Genomic DNA, 15,494 nt, shown 5'->3' with positions numbered 1-15,494 from the left:
CGGTAGCGCGCATGCTGCCGCAACCACCTGGAGCGCTTATACCTTGGCGAGGAAGGCCGCCGCATCACCCGCTTCACACTTCCAGTCTGCGAAGACCCCCACCAGATTGCATTCCACGCAGTGGCAAGCGATGTAGTACCAGCGCACATCATGTGTGCCCTGGTAAACGGAGACGCCGGACACCAGCTCGAACACCTCGTTCTCACACACGCAGGCATGCCCCTCGGGGGTAGCCTCTTCAATGTAGTCGGCGCTGTCACCCATCAGGTGTTCCTGCCCGCAGTCACTGCAGGTGCGGATGGCCACGCCGGCTTCTTCATCGCTTTGCAGCGCAAAAGTCCGGCTCCCGCAATCGCATTTGGACGAGGCAAACCGGGTGGCTTCATAGCCATTCGCAACGCTGTAGCTGCGCAGCTCGGCCTGGGTGTCGCCGGACGTCGTCCCGTACATGAAATCGCCCTTTTTCGTCAGTGCCATTGGTGTTGTTCCATTCTTCAAGGTGGGCTTACCGGCAGACCTGATACCAGGCTGCCTCGATTGGCTGGATTTTGCCTGAATGCAGGGTGGATCGGCGCAAAGGGGTAGGGGGGCCCAAGCGGTTCAGCGTAATCTGCGGTCACCCCATCTGGCGAGGGTTTGCAGAGGATCCAGAATCGCAGTCGGAGGGCAGCTGTTGGAGCGCCTGGTATTTCGCTGCTAGCAGGCCATATGGCTCGGAGTTGAGGACTGCCGAGCTCAGCCTGAATACTTATACTTCGACGTTCACACCGTCGCCCCCTTTCCAAACCTGGCGACTTACAGGCGTCATCAGCGACCAGAACATGCCGCAGGCATTGCGGTCTACATGAGGCAGCAACGCTCTACAACCAGCACCATGGCTATCCCATCTCACGTGATGACTATGTGGTCCGCATTCTCTTTGGAGCAAGGCGGGATCCCAGAGGAGAGATTCTACGAAGCCTTCGGCTTTGGCGACTCTCCGGCATTGGCCGATGAACTAGGGCAGCTCGTGCTGTCCGGCATCAAGCGCGCCACTGCCGGATCCGTCTGGTCCTACGAGTCATCTGGCAAAGGTGTGCCCAAGCCCGGTGACTTGAGCGTGGTCACCGACTCCAATGACATCCCGCTGTGTATCATCGAGACGGTTCAAGTCGATATCGTGCCGTTTAGCGCTGTCACTGAGGAATTTGCAGCAACGGAGGGAGAGGGGGGATGGCTCTCTGGCCTACTGGCGTCAAGTGCATGTCGAGTACTTCAGCAGAGAATGCGAAAGCACAGGTCGCTCGTTTGATGAAGACATGCTGCTGGCCTGCGAGCGATTCCGCGTGGTCTATCCTGGAGTGCGGCGCAGCAGGGGCTGACCCTTCCCTCAAAACAAGCGTTGCCGATCCAAGCATCCGCGCGAGCTGGCGCGGCTTGAAGCTCAGTCCTCGCCGGGACGCGGATAGCCTGCTTCTGCCCAACGTTGCGCAGACGCTCGGCTGAGGCTATGGTCCGGCCTGACGCGAACCTTGGCCAACTCGTTGCCATCCTCTGCGGTGGCGGTGAGGGTCGCGGAGGGATTGTCCTCGTCAGGCTCAATATCGAGAGAGACGGTCACGCGCGATCCATTCACCAGGATCTGGATGTCCTTGTGCAACTGAGCCGCCAGGTGCTGCTCATGCCGCCGCATGACTTCGTGGGCGGTCTTGACGAGGGTGTTGAAGGCAGAAACGTCAAGCGGCTTGGGATTTTTCTTGTCGCGGCCCATCGTCCATGGCCCCACCAGGCTTGGCTCGGCCTGGCCGTCCTGGGTCATGGCAACCGCCCAGCCATCGTCGTCTTCATTCTTGATGACGCGTGCCTCCCAGCCGTTGTGGTGCCAAAGGCGGTCTTCGAAGACAGACGCAGCTTCTTGTTGGAGCTCTTCGGACATTTTTTGGGCCTTTGTGAAAACTATCAAGGGCAAAATTTTACTGTCTATGCATACAGTTTTGCGTGCTTGGGTCTTTTCAGAAGGGTGTCGGCTTCAGAAGAGCCCATCGCGCCGGCAGCTGCTGCCCCCAACTCACATCTGGCTCATGCCCCCATCCGCAATAATCTCCGTCCCCACAATAAACCCAGACTCCTTCGACACCAGATGCAGCACCGTCGCGGCGATTTCTTCTGGCGTGCCAAAGCGGCCCAGCGGAATCTGCGTCTGGATGCCTGCGGCCATGGCCTTGGCCTGGTCGGGGGCCAGGCCCAGCTTGTCGTAGAGCGGGGTGCTGACGGGGCCGGGACTCACGACATTCACGCGCACGCCTTGGGGCAGCAGTTCGGCCGACAAGGTCTTGGCCAAGGAGATCAGCGCGGCCTTGCTGGCGGCATAGACGCTGGAGTTGGGCATGCCGATGTGGGCGTTGATCGAGCCATTCAGCACGATGGATCCGCCACGCGTCATCAGCGCTGCCAGGCGTTGGATCAGGAAGTAGGGGCCTTTGACATTGGTGTCAAAGCTGCTGTCCCACAGTGCTTCGTCGATCTGCGGCAGCGGGCCGAACTTGGCCACGCCGGCGTTGATGAACACGCCATCGATCACGCCCATCTGCGTTTGCAACTCGGCCACCAGTGCGGCTTGGGCGGATACGTCACCCGCTTCACTGACCAGGGCCAGCGCGTTGGGGCCCAGCTCGGCCTTGACGCGGGCCAGGCTGTCGGCATCGCGGGCGGTGATCGCTACCCGGGCGCCTTCACGGGCAAAGGCGATAGCGGCTGCAGCGCCAATGCCACTGCTGCCACCGGTGACCAAAATATTCTTTCCTTCAAAGCGGTTCATGGTATTTCCTTCAGTTGTTTCGTTGATGTCTTACTGTCTTATCAGCCCAGTTGTAGAGCCGATGAATGAAGTATCTAACGATGGATGGCGCTACAGACACCATCATTTCGATGAACTCGTGCAAAAATATCGAACATGTTGAGTCTCGAAGATTTACAGCTACTCGAAGCGGTGCGTGCCACCGGCAGCTTGTCGCGCGCGGCAGAGCGCCTGGGCAAGGCCGCATCCACCGTGTCCTATGCGGCGCGCCAGCTGGAAGAGCGGCTCGATGCCCTGCTGTTTGACCGTGCGGGCTACCGCATCGCGCTCACGCCTGCCGGCTTGCTGCTGGTGGAGCAGGGCGCGCAGCTGCACGCCCAGGCGCAGCGGCTGACGGAGCGGGTCAAGCAGGTGGCACGGGGCTGGGAGTCCGAGCTGCGCATCGTCACCGATGAGCTGGCCAACATCGAGGCGCTGCTGCCGCTGATCGCCGACTTTGATGCGCTGAACAGCGGCGTGCGCCTGCGCATTGCCCATGAGGTGCTGGGCGGCACCTGGGAGGCCTTGCTGGACCAGCGCGCCGACCTGGTGGTGGCCGCCACGAACGAGCCGCCCGCGATGGCGCATTTGCAATGGTTTGAGCTGGCGCAGCTGGAATGGGTGTTTGCCGTGTCGCCGCGCCACCCGCTGGCGCGCGCGGCAAAAGACGGTCAACCCCTGTCAGTGGAGGCCATCGCCGCGCACCGCTCGGTCGTCGTGGCCGATACCTCGCGCCTGGCTGTTGCCCGCAGCTACGGCGTGCAGACGCACCAGGAGCGCCTGGCCATGCCCAGCATGCGCGCCAAGATCGCTGCCCAGGTCGCAGGCCTGGGCGTTGGCTGGCTACCGCTGGAGAAGGTGCGCGATCACCTGGCCGATGGCAGCCTGGTAGCCCTGGCTACACAAGACCCGCGCGAACCCAATCTGCTGTTTGTTGGATGGCATTCGCACCGCGCAGGGCCTGCGCTGCAGTGGTGGGTGGAGAAGCTGCGTGATCCGCGCCTGGTGGCGCCGCTGCTGCATAGGAACTACTGACATGGCGGGTTGGTACAGCGCCAAGATGAGGGCCTCGGTGTGGTCAAGTGGCGATGTCAGCCCGGCTGCGCTTGGATCCCACTGCTCTCACGCATCGCGGAGCATCTGGGCGTATTTTCTGTAGCCCCATACCGCAGCAACCACCACACCAATGCCGACGCCCCAAACCACCGGCACGCCAAAGCCAAAGATCAGCAGAAACATCAAGCCAACGCAGACCAGTGCAATCCACAGCAAGGCAACGACATCGAAATGCGCGACTGCCATGGCGTCATCGGCGATAGGGCGCTCGGCATGGCCCCGCTTTTGGCGCTGGCGCCTGAACAACCATACATCGGCGAAGAACTCCGCAACGCCGGCGAGAAGATCGGTGACAAGGCTCATGGTGGAAGAGATTCCCTTGCGGTGATTTAGGGGTGATGCCATTGGCAGATGGCTGGCCAACTGCTGCAGGGCACGATCGCGAATGTAGCCGATCAACAAGATGTCCGGTGGATTCGAAGCGTGACGCTGCACGCAGATGCGCCATGGTTTTGTTCCAGGTTCGCTTTGTGCTTGCCCATTTTCTCGTTGCGCCCCTTGCCGATTACCACCATCGCTAGGCGGCTGCAACCGGTAGATGTTCTAGGCGGCCATCGCCACAATCGCTCTAACATGGTCTGGCGGCGGACAAACGCCACGCAGATTTCGTTGCAGATATTGACATCAGCTGCCAAGGTTGCCAGCGCAGATGTCCGGCAATAAAGCCCGAATCGACTCATTCCAGAGTCGGTTCGGGCTTTTTTTTGTCCGCTTTTGCATTCCCGTTTTTCGGACCAGGCCTTTGGTTCGCTGGCGGAGCTTTGCCTTCGCTGCTCTGAAACCCCTGCGCGGCGGCTGCCAGCCGGACAGGTCGCACCGCACTTTTTTCTACTTAACTTGGAGCACAGCCATGAGACACGGAGATATTTCGAGCAGCAATGATTGCGTAGGGGTTGCCGTCGTCAACTACAAGATGCCCCGCCTGCACACCAAGGCGGAGGTGCTGGAGAACTGCCGCAAGATCGCAGACATGGTGGTGGGCATGAAGCGAGGGCTGCCGGGCATGGACCTGGTGGTGTTCCCCGAGTATTCGACGCACGGCATCATGTACGACGCCAAGGAGATGTACGAGACCGCCTCTGCCATTCCCGGTGAAGAGACGGCCATCTTTGCCGATGCCTGCCGCAAGGCCAATGTCTGGGGGATTTTCTCGCTCACTGGCGAGCGCCATGAAGAGCATCCCAACAAAGCGCCCTACAACACCCTGATCCTCATGAACAACCAGGGCGAGATCGTGCAGAAGTACCGCAAGATCATGCCCTGGGTGCCTATCGAAGGCTGGTATCCCGGCGACTGCACCTACGTCAGCGAAGGCCCCAAGGGGATGAAGATCAGCCTGATCATCTGCGACGACGGCAACTACCCGGAGATCTGGCGCGACTGTGCGATGCGTGGCGCCGAGCTGATCGTCCGCTGCCAAGGCTATATGTACCCGGCCAAAGAGCAGCAAATCATGGTGTCCAAGGCCATGGCGTTCATGAACAACACCTACGTGGCGGTGGCCAATGCGGCTGGCTTTGACGGTGTCTACTCCTATTTCGGTCACTCGGCCATCATCGGTTTTGACGGCCGCACCTTGGGCGAGACCGGCGAAGAGGAAATGGGCATCCAGTACGCGGAGCTGTCCAAATCACTGATCCGCGATGCACGCAAGAACGGCCAGTCGCAGAACCACCTCTTCAAATTGGTGCACCGCGGCTACACCGGCACGATCAATTCGGGCGATGGCGACAAGGGCGTTGCCGCCTGCCCCTACAGCTTTTACAGCCAGTGGGTCAACGACCCCGAGGGAACGCGGGAGATGGTCGAGTCGTTCACGCGCACGACGGTGGGCACGCCTGAATGCCCCATAGAAGGGATTCCACACGAAGCGCCCCAGCACCGCTAAAGCCGCAACCCCAGTGGGCATGGCCGCTCGGTACCGAACAGCCATGCCGCCAGATAAAAAACAAGGAGACAAATATGCTGGGTATTGCACTTTTTTTCATTGGCGCGGTGCTGATCGTCAACGGTGTGGGCCTGAGCGGCCGCATCGACGCGCGGGACTCTGCGCCTTTCAATCTGCTCGTGGGTTTGCTAGCCTTGTTCCTCAATGCCATGGGCATGCTTCGTGCAGATTCGGACGCTGGTTATTTTGCTGCCGCAGGCGGCCTGCTTTTTGCTTTCACCTACCTGTATTTGGCGGTGGTGCAGTGGTGGGCGCTCAAAGGCGTGGGCTTGGGCTGGTACTGCCTGTTTGTAGCGCTCAGTGCGCTGGCCTTTGCCGCAGCCGCAGCAGATGTCCGCGTCATCGCCATGTGGCTGGTCTGGTCGAGCCTGTGGTTTTTCTTCTTTCTTGCGCTGGGGCTCGGCTGGCAGCTGCGCTTTCTGCCGGCCTACATGGTGCTGGTGGGCATAGGGACCTGCTGGATTCCAGGCTTGATGTTGTTGATGGGGAAATGGTGAACATGATGAACGCAAAAGACCCTCTGCTAGCCGCTCGCGGCGACGACCCGCTGGCCGGGTACCGTCTGGCCCAAGAGCCGTTTTACCGGCCCGCCCGCAATGAGATCGCGCTCTACGAGCAAGCCTACCGGCACCGTATGCCGCTGATTCTGAAAGGCCCCACGGGCTGCGGAAAGACGCGCTTTGTCGAGCGCATGGCCTGGGCGCTCCAGCGCCCGCTCATTACCCTGGCCTGCAATGAAGACATGACCGCCTCTGACCTGGTCGGCCGCTACCTGCTCGATGCCGATGGCACGGCCTGGCATGACGGGCCGCTCACCATGGCCGTGCGCTACGGTGCCATCTGCTACCTCGATGAGGTGGTGGAAGCCAGGCAGGACACGACGGTCGTCATCCATCCGCTGACTGACGCGCGCCGCGTGCTTCCACTCGACAAGAAGGGGGAAGTGGTGCATGCACATCCGGATTTTCAGCTGGTGGTCTCGTACAACCCCGGCTACCAGAGCAGCGCCAAGGACATGAAGCCCTCGACGCGGCAGCGATTTGCAGCCTTGGAGTTTGACTACCCCGACGCCGCCACCGAATCCGACATCGTCGCGCACGAAGCGGGCATTGAACGTGCGCAGGCCGAGCGGCTGGTCGCGCTGGCCCACAGCACGCGCGCGCTCAAACACCATGGCCTGGATGAAGGCGCCTCCACCCGCATGCTCATCTATGCCGGCTTGCTGATACGCGATGGCGTATCGCCCGCCGACAGCTGCGACATGACGATCACCCAGGCCTTGACGGATGACCCTGACACCACCGAGGCGCTGAAGAAACTCGTGCAAGCCAAATTTGGTAACTAGGACGCACACCGCCATGGCCCCACCATCCGCGCCTCTGTACAGCGAGCGCTCCGCCCCCACCTGGATCGACGACGACACACCGGCTTTTGAGCGCCTGGCCAGGCTGGCATCCTGTCTGGCGTTGACGCAGGTGCAAGTCCATCCGTTGCAGGTTGTCAGCCCGCGTCAGCAGGCGGGCGGACTGCTGGGTGGCGCAGCGGCCCCACCTGCCTCCGCGCAGCGTGCCATTGTGCTGCCTGCAGACGAGGGGGCATCTTCAAGCGCAGTGCGCTTGGTGCTACCGCCGCTGCACGGTGTGCCCGACGCTGAGCGTAGCCACCGGCACACCGCGATGGTCGCGCATGCTGCGGCGCATCTGCTGCATTCGCCAGCGCGCCAGCCTAGCCAGGCCTTGAAGCCCATGGGCCTGGCGGTCGTCTCTGCGATAGAAGACGCCCGCGCCGAGCGCCTGTTGCTGCGCGACTACCCCGGCATACGCCCTTGGTTCCAGACGCAGATCGCGCCTGAGCCCGAGGCTGACAACCTGGGTTTCGTCGCCTTCATGGCGCGGCTGGACCGGATCTTGCTGCTGGCGGGCAGCCACAGCGCCAACCACTGGGTCAGCAAGGCGCAGCAGCTTTTTGAAGACACGGTGCAAAGGCATGGGCTTGAAGACTATGCGGCATTCCGTGCCATCTCCTCCATCCTCGCCAATGACCTTGGCCAGATGCGCGTGCGGATGGATCCACAGCACTACGCCGGGCCCACGCTCTACCGGGATGACAACAGCTACCTCTGGGAACATCCCGAATCCGAAGACAACCAGGACGAGGCCTTGCATCTGCCCCAGACCGCCGCGCAATTGCGGGCGGCGCGCCCAAGAGACGCGCAACAGCCACCCGAGCCTGCGCAAACGCCCCAGGCGGCCGAAGAGTTCGAGATTGCCCGCTTTCACTACCCGGAATGGGACTGCCAGCGCGAACACATGAAGCCCGATTGGTGCCAGGTGATCGAAAAACTCCCCGCCTGGCAGGGGCTGAGCGAGATCAGCGGATCGCGCCTCTCCAGTACCAGCAGAGTCGACCGTCTGGCGTTGCCCCATCCCCGCGTGCTCGACCGGCACCACCGGCTCCGCCGCCAGTGGGAGGGCGATGCGCTGGACCTCAATGCGGCCATTGAGGTGCAGGTGGACATGCGTATGCAGCTGCGCCCCGACCCGCGCCTTTTCATGCGCAGCGGCAAGGGTCCACGCCCTGGCAGCATGTTGGTGCTGCTGGACATTTCCGAATCGGTCAACGACATCGGCCCGCAGGGCCAGAGCCTGCTGGCGTTGGAGAAGCAGGCCGCATTGCTGCTGGCGCAGGCCAGCTTGGGCAGCGCGCAACGCCTGGCCATCCATGCGTTCTCGTCCAACACCCGTGCCGAAGTCAACTACTACCGCCTGCTGGATTTTGGCCAGGTGCACAGCAGCGCCACGGCCGCGATGATCCAGGCGGTGCGCGGGCGCTATTCCACGCGCATGGGCGCGGCCCTGCGCCACGCCAGCAGCCTGCTGCGCAACGAACCCGAAGGGCAGCGCAGCCTGTTGGTGGTCACCGACGGCGCGCCCCACGATATCGATGTGCACGACAAGCGCTACCTGATCGAAGACGCGCGGCATGCTGTTCAAGAGGCCAAGCGTGCCGGTGTGCGCATTTGCTGTCTGGCCGTCGATGCCCAGGCCGATGCCTATGTGCGCCACATCTTTGGCTGGCGGGGTTACGACATCGCGGACGACGCCCCGCAACTGGTGCCGCGCCTGACCAGGATGGGCGCGCGCCTGGCCGCTGGGCGTTAGATGCGCAGGGCGCTGTCCAGCCTGGCACAGAACAGGCATGCCGGCGCCCGCAGTTGCGCTAAGCTGGCTGGCTTGCAGCCATTTCACCGTGCCCGCTCCATCGCCCAAAGCATGGTGGGGGACAGACCAGGAGACAGGTTTTGGCAAACAACGATCCCTTGCGCGTCGGCATTCTCTTTTCGGAAACCGGCACCACGTCCACCATCGGTCAATCGCAGCTGCAAGGCAGCTTGCTGGCCATCGACGAAATCAACAACGCCGGCGGCGTGCTTGGGCGTGAGCTGGTGGCCGTGCGCTATGACCCGGCGTCCAACCCTGCCGAGTACGCGCGCCTGGCCGAGCAGCTGATCATGCACGACCGCGTCAACACCATCTTTGGCTGCTATATGTCCAGCAGCCGCAAGGCCGTGCTTCCCGTGGTCGAGAAGTGGAACAAGCTCTTGTTCTACCCCACGCTCTACGAAGGCTTCGAGTTCTCGGCGAACATCATCTACACCGGCGCCGCCCCCAACCAGAACAGCGTGCAGTTGGCCGATTTCATGACCAGCAGCTTTGGTGCGCGTGTGTACCTCATCGGCTCGGACTACATCTACCCCTATGAATCCAACCGCATACTGCGCGAGTTGGTTCTGCAGCACCCCGAGGGCGACATCCTCGGCGAGCGCTACCTGCCGCTGGCGGCCACCGAGCAGGACTACCAAATCGTCATGGAGGATGTACGCCAGAAACGCCCTGACTTCATCTTCTCCACGGTGGTCGGCGACTCCACCGCCAAGCTCTACCGCGCCTATGCCGATGCGGGCTTCGACACCAAAGAAATGCCGATTTGCAGCCTCACCACGTCGGAGGCCGAGATCGGCCAAATGGGCTTTGACATCGCTGCTGGCCATATCACCTCGGCGCCTTATTTCCAGTCGATCCCATCTGCCGCCAACCAGCGCTGCCTGGCCCACCTCAAACGGCTGTTCGGCGATGACTGCCGCCCCAATCTGTGCTGGGAAGCCTCGTATTTTCAGATGCATATGTTTGCCAATGCCTTTCGCCGTTCGGGCAGCGACACCATCAGCGAGTTGCTGCCTCACCTGCTGGGCAGCGAGTTTGATGCCCCGCAGGGGCGTGTGCGCATCGATCCAGGCAACCACCACACCTGGGTCTACCCGCGCATTGGGCGGGCCAATGCGCAAGGCGCGTTCACCATACTGCGCGAGGCCAAACGCGCTGTATCGCCGGACCCTTATCTGGTCACCCATTCCTTGGGCGACTGGACGGCGAAGATCGAGGTCTGAGCGTGAACCAGCAGCAGCCCCGCGCCACCTCGCAGCACCTCAAGGAGCTGCGGCAACTCCACATCATCCTGATGCACCCCGAGGATGCCGATGGCTTGCTGCTGGCCCAGCAGCTCCAGCGTATCGGCTGCCAGGTGCGCAGCGTCTGGCCACCGGTGCAGCAATTGCCGGACGACGCGGACATCGTCCTGTTGGCGGTACGCCCTGATTTTTTACACCTGCGCATGCCTTGGGCGAGCGGCGAGCAGGCGCCTGCGCTGGTCGCGGTGGTGAACTATGAAAACCCCACCATTGTGTCTGCCGTGCTGGAGCTCAAGGCCCAGGCCGTCCTGCCTTCGCCGATACGCTCCTTTGGCCTGCTCTCCACCCTGGTCGTTGCGCGGCAGATCCACAAGGAGCACCGGCAGATGCAGCAACATGTCCACAAACTGCAAAACAAGCTGCTGGGCCAACGCCGTGTGACCGACGCCAAAGCCATCCTCATCGCCACCCACCAGGTCAGCGAAGACCGCGCCTACGAAATGCTGCGCGAGCAGGCCATGAAAAAGCGCGTATCCGTCGAAGACATCGCCCAGGCCATCATCGGCGCGAGCGAATTGTTGGGGATGAAAGGCAAGCCGGAGTAGTGACAGCAGCGGAGAACCCTCGGGCTGCTGCAGAGATGGCTATGGAGCGCAGGGCATCCAGGCGAGGTTGAGGGCCCGCAGCAGCAAGATCGCTCTGGAACTACGCCCCTCCCATCACGGCCATCACCGGCTACCGTGTAGAGGCATAGACACAGCCGTTCTTCAATTGCCCCGACGGAGTGATGCGTTCATTTTTCAGCACCCCCTCCAGCAGCATCCCCGCGCTGGCGCAGGTCGCGCGGCTGCCCGCGTTGTCTTCATCGGTGCGCGCAAACACCCGCTGCGCTTTCAAACGCGTGAATGCCAAGTGCAGCACTGCCGTGACCGCTTCCTTCGCAAATCCGTTTCGGTGCATGCCAGTGCGCATCCAAAAACCCATCTCCCTGCTGGGAATGTCCCAGCGGATCGTGTGCAGGCCCACGCTGCCGACCAATCGCTGCTCGCGGTCCCACACCAGAAAGGCCAGGCCCGTGCCGTTTTCGCGATCGCGCAAGCTCGCCAGGCAGAAGTCTTCGGAGGCGGATACCGATGGCTCATACAGCGCCCAGGGCAGCGAGGTGGGCCAGGCGCGCAGGCTGTCCAGGCTTTCTACGACGGCAGCATACACAGCCTTGCCATCGCCGGGGCCGGCAAGGCGCAAGCTCAGGCGGGGTGTATGAATGGGGGCGTCGACACGGTCAGGAAACATTGGTGGTATCGCTGGAATGCAGCGGGAGTTCAGGCGCCTGTGATGGGCTGGGGGTTGCTGCCGGGGATTGAATTTTGCCCCTGCACCAGCGCCCACAAAGCCTCCGCCGCTGGTGCCATCTCCGACCGCTGTCGGTACAGGCGGATCTCCACCGGTACGTTCCAGCTCTCGTCGCCAGCGGGCACCAGGCTGCCGTTGCGCAGCTCTTCGGTGATGAGGCTGTGGGGCAGCCAGGCAACGCCTCGGCCTTCCAGGGCCATGGTTTTGAGTAAGGCAGCGTGGTGAGCGGTGAACACGACAGCGACGCCATGCTCCATGCCGGGCTGGGCGGCGTGCACGGCGTCGGCACCGTCGGCAAACATGCCGCGCATGCGCGATCGCATGATGCGGCCCAGGCCCGAGGCTTCGCTGTAGGCGAGGACGGGGACGGCGCTGTGCTGGCCGATGCGGTGCAGCGGCTGGCCGGGGGCATCGGGCGCGGCGGCGCTGACGGGGCACAGCAAATCATCGGACAGGCGCAGCACGGGGTACTGGCCTTCGTCCAGGCGGCCGGGCACGGCGGCGTGGCCGTGGCACAGCACAAACTGCACGCGGCGCTGCAGCATCAAGTCTTCGCAGGCGAGGGAGCTGTCGCTCATCGTCTGGATCGGGCCCATGCGCAGCTGCGCTTCCATGCCGACCAGCCAGCGCGGAAAGAAAGTGAGCGACAGCACATGGGTGGCGGCAAAGCGCAGGCTGGCGGCCGCTGCGTCGTGCGCGGCGCGTGCCTTGATGCGGGCGGCCTCCAGGTTGGCCAGCACGTTTTGCAGCAGTGGCAGAAAGCGCTGGCCGGCGGGGGTGAGTGCGGCAGGGTGGGCGCTGCGGTCAAACAGCTCCACGCCAACCCAGTCTTCCAGCGAACGGATATGGCGGCTGAAGGCGGGCTGGGCGATGGCGCGGGCCTCGGCGGCGCGCGAGAAGTTGCCGGTATCGGCCAGTGCCATGAAGTCTTCGAGCCACTCCAGATCGAGCGGGCGGTTGCCGGGTCCCATGGGTTTCCTTGGAGCCTGCCTGGCTCGTAGATAGTTGTATGCGTTTCGGGTATTGGACAGCAGGGACCCGCTAGGAAATGATGAACACCGTTGACCACCAGCACCCCTAACGGAGACAAAAACATGCCTGCCATCGCGAATTATCGTGGAATTATTCCTGCCATCTCTTGCCCTTTCACCCCGGACCACCGCATTGACGAGCCCGCACTGAGCAAGCTCGCATCCTGGCTAGCCGGCCACGACGGCGTCGTCGCGATCATGACCAACGGCCACACCGGCGAGGTGTTCTCGCTGACCCCGGCCGAGCGCGCTGAGGTGACGCGCATTGTGGCCGACGAACTCAAGGGCCGCATGCCGGTGATCTCGTCCATCGTTTGCGAAGGCCTGGCCGATGCGGCCGAACATGCCCGCGCTGCGGTGGAAGCCGGTGCCGTCGCGCTGGATGTGATGCCCCCGCACCACTGGCTGCGCTTTGGTTTTACCTCCGGCCATGCGCTGCAGTATTTCGAAGCCATCCACAAAGCTGCCCCGAATGCCGACCTGGTCTGCCATGTGTACCCGGCCTGGACGCGTGCTTCCTACTCGTCGCAGCTGCTGGCCGACCTGGCCAAGCTGCCCTACCTGCAGGCCTTCAAGGTAGGCCAGCGCGACATGAACAAGTACGCCCGCGACATCCAGGCGATCCGCGAGGCCGATGCCTCCAAGGCCATCCTGACCTGCCATGACGAGTACCTGCTCGCCTCGATGGTGCAGGGCGTGGACGGCGCGCTGGTGGGCTTTGCAACGTTTATTCCGCAGCTGATCATCGACCTGTGGAACGCCGTGAAGGCAGGCGACCTGAAGAAGGCCATGGAGGTGCAGGCCATCATCACCCCGCTCAAGGATGCCGTGTATGGCGGGGGCGAGCCCACCGGCGAGGCCCATGCCCGCATGAAGGGCGGCATGTACCTGGCCGGTGTGATCGACGACGCCACCGTGCGCCCACCGACCGAAGCGCCCAATGCGAAGGAAGTGGAGGCACTGCGCGCCGCCGTCAAGCAAGCCGGGCTGCTCAAGCGCTAAGCCGCCGTTGAAGCGGGGCAGAGGATTATGAGTCCTCTGCTCCTGGGGTCCTACATCTAAAAAAAACCGACAGGAGACAAGACACCATGCAACGCCAAGCATTCATCCGTACTGCCTTGCGCAGCGCCATTGGCGCTGCCGCCTTGGCCCTGGCCGCCAGCGGCTTTGCGCAGACCTACCCGGCCAAGCCGGTGCGGGTCGTGATCCCCTTTCCGCCGGGCGGCACGCTCGATGCGGTGGGCCGCATGCTGGGGCAAAAGCTGGCCGACCAGCTGGGCCAGCCCTTTGTCATCGAGAACAAGCCCGGTGCCAGCGGCGTGATCGGCGGTGAGACGGTGGCCCGCGCGCCGGCCGATGGCTACACCTTGCTGTTCAGTGCCTCCACGCATGTCACGGCGCCGCTGACCCTCAAGTCTGTGCCCTACAACGTGACGCAGGACTTTGCGCCGGTTGCGCTGGTGGCCAAGGCCCCGCTGTCGGTGGCCATCAACAAGAACCTGCCGGTGACCGATATCAAGTCGCTCATCGCCTATGGCAAGGCCAACCCCGGCAAGATGACCTTTGCCGTGGGTTCGCTGGGCTCGGCGGGGCATTTGTCGACCGAGCTGCTTAAACGTGCGGGCGGGCTGGATTACCTGATCGTTCCCTACAAGGGCACGGCACCCGCGTTACAGGATTTGATCGGCGGTCAGATCGACGGCTTTATCGACCCCATCCTTGGCTCGCTCCAGTACCACAAGGGCGGCATGCTGCGCGTGGTGGCCGTTACCTCGGCCCAGCGCGTGCCCAGCCTGCCGGATGTGCCCACCGTCGCCGAGACCATTCCCGGCTATGCGTTCTACAGCTGGTATGGCCTCTGGGCACCGGCCAAGACGCCGCCCGCGCTGGTGCAGCGCCTGAACGCCGAGGTCAACAAGGCCCTGGCCGAGATGGGCCCCAAGCTCAAGGAGCAGGGCCTGCTGTCCACCCCCGGCAGCGTGGAGGACTTTGCCAAGTTCCAGCGCAGCGAGATCGAGCGGGCGCAAAAGATCGTGAGCGAAGGGAACATCCGTGCCGAATGACGCCAGCCATGTCGTCGTGACCGGTGCCAGCAGCGGCATTGGCTGCGCCATCGCCCAGGCGCTGCTGGCGGCGGGCTGGCGCGTCACGGGGCTGGACCTGGCGCCGGCCGCCATCGTGCATGGCAGCTATGCGCATGTGCCGGTCGATCTGACGGATGGCGCCGCCATTGCGCGTACCGCTGCTGATCTGCCCGCCGTCGATGCACTGGTGCATGCCGCCGGCGTGCTGCGCGTGGGCGCGCTGGGCCAGCTGGACCACGACGGCGGCGCGCTGATGTGGCGCCTGCATGTGGATGCCGCCACGCGCCTGGCCGATGCCATCGTGCCCCGCATGGCGCAGCGCGGCCTTGGCCGGGTCGTGTTTATTGGCAGCCGGGTGGCGCAGGGCATGGCCGGGCGCGGCCAGTATGCGGCCACCAAGGCGGCCTTGATCGCGCTGGCGCGCAGCTGGGCGGCCGAGGTGGCTGCGCAAGGCGTGACGGTAAATGTGGTCTCGCCCGCAGCCACGGCGACCGGCATGTTGAACGACCCGGCCCGCGCCGGCAGTGCGCCGCGCCTGCCACCCATCGGCCGCCTGATCGAGCCGGCCGAGATCGCCGCCCTGGTGGGCTTTCTTTTGTCTCCGGCGGCGGCAGCCATTACCGGGCAGGACATCGCCATCTGTGGTGGCTCGTCTCTGGCCCGCTGATATTTCATCCAC

At 63.3% G+C, this 15,494-nt stretch carries 18 protein-coding genes; 12 read left to right on the top strand and 6 right to left on the bottom strand.

Translation table 11 applies throughout. The features are described from left to right. Positions 1-36: 36 nt before the first annotated feature. Positions 37-477, bottom strand: coding sequence for a hypothetical protein (locus LPW39_RS06910; RefSeq protein ID WP_230772928.1), 441 nt, complete (start codon positions 475-477; stop codon positions 37-39). A gap of 367 nt (positions 478-844) precedes the next feature. Here LPW39_RS06910 and LPW39_RS23510 point away from each other — a divergent pair, with 367 nt between their 5' ends. Further along, positions 845-1,291, top strand: a complete 447-nt coding sequence (locus LPW39_RS23510) for an ASCH domain-containing protein (protein ID WP_330166593.1) — start codon at positions 845-847, stop codon at positions 1,289-1,291. After that, the gene (locus LPW39_RS23505; protein WP_230772927.1) at positions 1,239-1,361 is read left to right on the top strand and encodes an ASCH domain-containing protein; all 123 of its coding nucleotides are present in this window, start codon (positions 1,239-1,241) and stop codon (positions 1,359-1,361) included. The genes LPW39_RS23510 and LPW39_RS23505 overlap by 53 nt, the downstream gene beginning before the upstream one ends. Before the next feature lie 62 nt (positions 1,362-1,423). On the opposite strand, the gene LPW39_RS06895 is transcribed toward LPW39_RS23505, so the two are convergent. Beyond that, complete coding sequence (locus tag LPW39_RS06895; protein WP_230772926.1) at positions 1,424-1,915, bottom strand: hypothetical protein; 492 nt, start codon at positions 1,913-1,915, stop codon at positions 1,424-1,426. Positions 1,916-2,047: 132 nt separating this feature from the next. Beyond that, a complete protein-coding gene (locus LPW39_RS06890) occupies positions 2,048-2,797 on the bottom strand; it encodes an SDR family oxidoreductase (protein WP_230772925.1) in 750 nt (249 codons plus the stop codon). A gap of 135 nt (positions 2,798-2,932) precedes the next feature. On the opposite strand from LPW39_RS06890, the gene LPW39_RS06885 reads away from it, so the two are divergent. Continuing rightward, the gene (locus LPW39_RS06885) at positions 2,933-3,850 is read left to right on the top strand and encodes a LysR family transcriptional regulator (protein ID WP_230772924.1); all 918 of its coding nucleotides are present in this window, start codon (positions 2,933-2,935) and stop codon (positions 3,848-3,850) included. Between the two features lie 87 nt (positions 3,851-3,937). Here LPW39_RS06885 and LPW39_RS06880 read toward each other — a convergent pair whose 3' ends face one another. Beyond that, positions 3,938-4,366: a hypothetical protein gene (locus tag LPW39_RS06880; RefSeq protein WP_230772923.1), complete on the bottom strand. Its 429-nt coding sequence runs from the start codon at positions 4,364-4,366 to the stop codon at positions 3,938-3,940. A gap of 415 nt (positions 4,367-4,781) precedes the next feature. Between LPW39_RS06880 and LPW39_RS06875 the strand changes: the two genes are divergently transcribed. The 6 genes from LPW39_RS06875 to LPW39_RS06850 all read left to right on the top strand — a co-directional run bounded on the left by LPW39_RS06875 (position 4,782) and on the right by LPW39_RS06850 (position 10,952). After that, on the top strand, positions 4,782-5,819 hold the full coding sequence (locus tag LPW39_RS06875; protein ID WP_230772922.1) for an aliphatic amidase: 1,038 nt from the start codon (positions 4,782-4,784) through the stop codon (positions 5,817-5,819). Between the two features lie 74 nt (positions 5,820-5,893). Then, positions 5,894-6,376 carry an AmiS/UreI family transporter gene (locus tag LPW39_RS06870; protein WP_230772921.1) on the top strand — a complete coding sequence of 161 codons (483 nt, stop codon included), beginning with the start codon at positions 5,894-5,896 and terminating at the stop codon, positions 6,374-6,376. A gap of 5 nt (positions 6,377-6,381) precedes the next feature. After that, positions 6,382-7,224, top strand: a complete 843-nt coding sequence (locus LPW39_RS06865) for a CbbQ/NirQ/NorQ/GpvN family protein (RefSeq protein WP_230772920.1) — start codon at positions 6,382-6,384, stop codon at positions 7,222-7,224. A gap of 13 nt (positions 7,225-7,237) precedes the next feature. Beyond that, positions 7,238-9,040 carry a nitric oxide reductase activation protein NorD gene (locus LPW39_RS06860; RefSeq protein WP_230772919.1) on the top strand — a complete coding sequence of 601 codons (1,803 nt, stop codon included), beginning with the start codon at positions 7,238-7,240 and terminating at the stop codon, positions 9,038-9,040. 140 nt (positions 9,041-9,180) lie between these two features. Then, complete coding sequence (locus LPW39_RS06855; protein WP_230772918.1) at positions 9,181-10,326, top strand: transporter substrate-binding domain-containing protein; 1,146 nt, start codon at positions 9,181-9,183, stop codon at positions 10,324-10,326. Between the two features lie 2 nt (positions 10,327-10,328). Next, positions 10,329-10,952, top strand: coding sequence for an ANTAR domain-containing response regulator (locus tag LPW39_RS06850; protein ID WP_230772917.1), 624 nt, complete (start codon positions 10,329-10,331; stop codon positions 10,950-10,952). 130 nt (positions 10,953-11,082) lie between these two features. On the opposite strand, the gene LPW39_RS06845 is transcribed toward LPW39_RS06850, so the two are convergent. After that, positions 11,083-11,640, bottom strand: coding sequence for a GNAT family N-acetyltransferase (locus LPW39_RS06845; protein WP_230772916.1), 558 nt, complete (start codon positions 11,638-11,640; stop codon positions 11,083-11,085). 29 nt (positions 11,641-11,669) lie between these two features. Then, positions 11,670-12,671: a LysR family transcriptional regulator gene (locus LPW39_RS06840; RefSeq protein WP_230772915.1), complete on the bottom strand. Its 1,002-nt coding sequence runs from the start codon at positions 12,669-12,671 to the stop codon at positions 11,670-11,672. A 123-nt stretch (positions 12,672-12,794) separates the two neighbouring features. Here LPW39_RS06840 and LPW39_RS06835 point away from each other — a divergent pair, with 123 nt between their 5' ends. The 3 genes from LPW39_RS06835 to LPW39_RS06825 all read left to right on the top strand — a co-directional run bounded on the left by LPW39_RS06835 (position 12,795) and on the right by LPW39_RS06825 (position 15,482). Beyond that, positions 12,795-13,733 (top strand): dihydrodipicolinate synthase family protein, encoded by a 939-nt coding sequence (locus LPW39_RS06835; protein ID WP_230772914.1) that lies wholly within the window; start codon positions 12,795-12,797, stop codon positions 13,731-13,733. A gap of 86 nt (positions 13,734-13,819) precedes the next feature. Further along, positions 13,820-14,794, top strand: coding sequence for a Bug family tripartite tricarboxylate transporter substrate binding protein (locus LPW39_RS06830; protein ID WP_230772913.1), 975 nt, complete (start codon positions 13,820-13,822; stop codon positions 14,792-14,794). After that, on the top strand, positions 14,784-15,482 hold the full coding sequence (locus LPW39_RS06825) for an SDR family NAD(P)-dependent oxidoreductase (protein ID WP_230772912.1): 699 nt from the start codon (positions 14,784-14,786) through the stop codon (positions 15,480-15,482). Before LPW39_RS06830 ends, LPW39_RS06825 begins: the two co-directional genes overlap by 11 nt. The last annotated feature ends 12 nt before the right edge of the window (positions 15,483-15,494 follow it).

The organism is Comamonas koreensis, from assembly GCF_021026195.1.
GTDB lineage: Bacteria > Pseudomonadota > Gammaproteobacteria > Burkholderiales > Burkholderiaceae_C > Comamonas > Comamonas koreensis.
The sequence above is the reverse complement of the archived record's forward strand: the minus strand, read 5'-3'. Positions and strand labels throughout refer to the sequence as shown.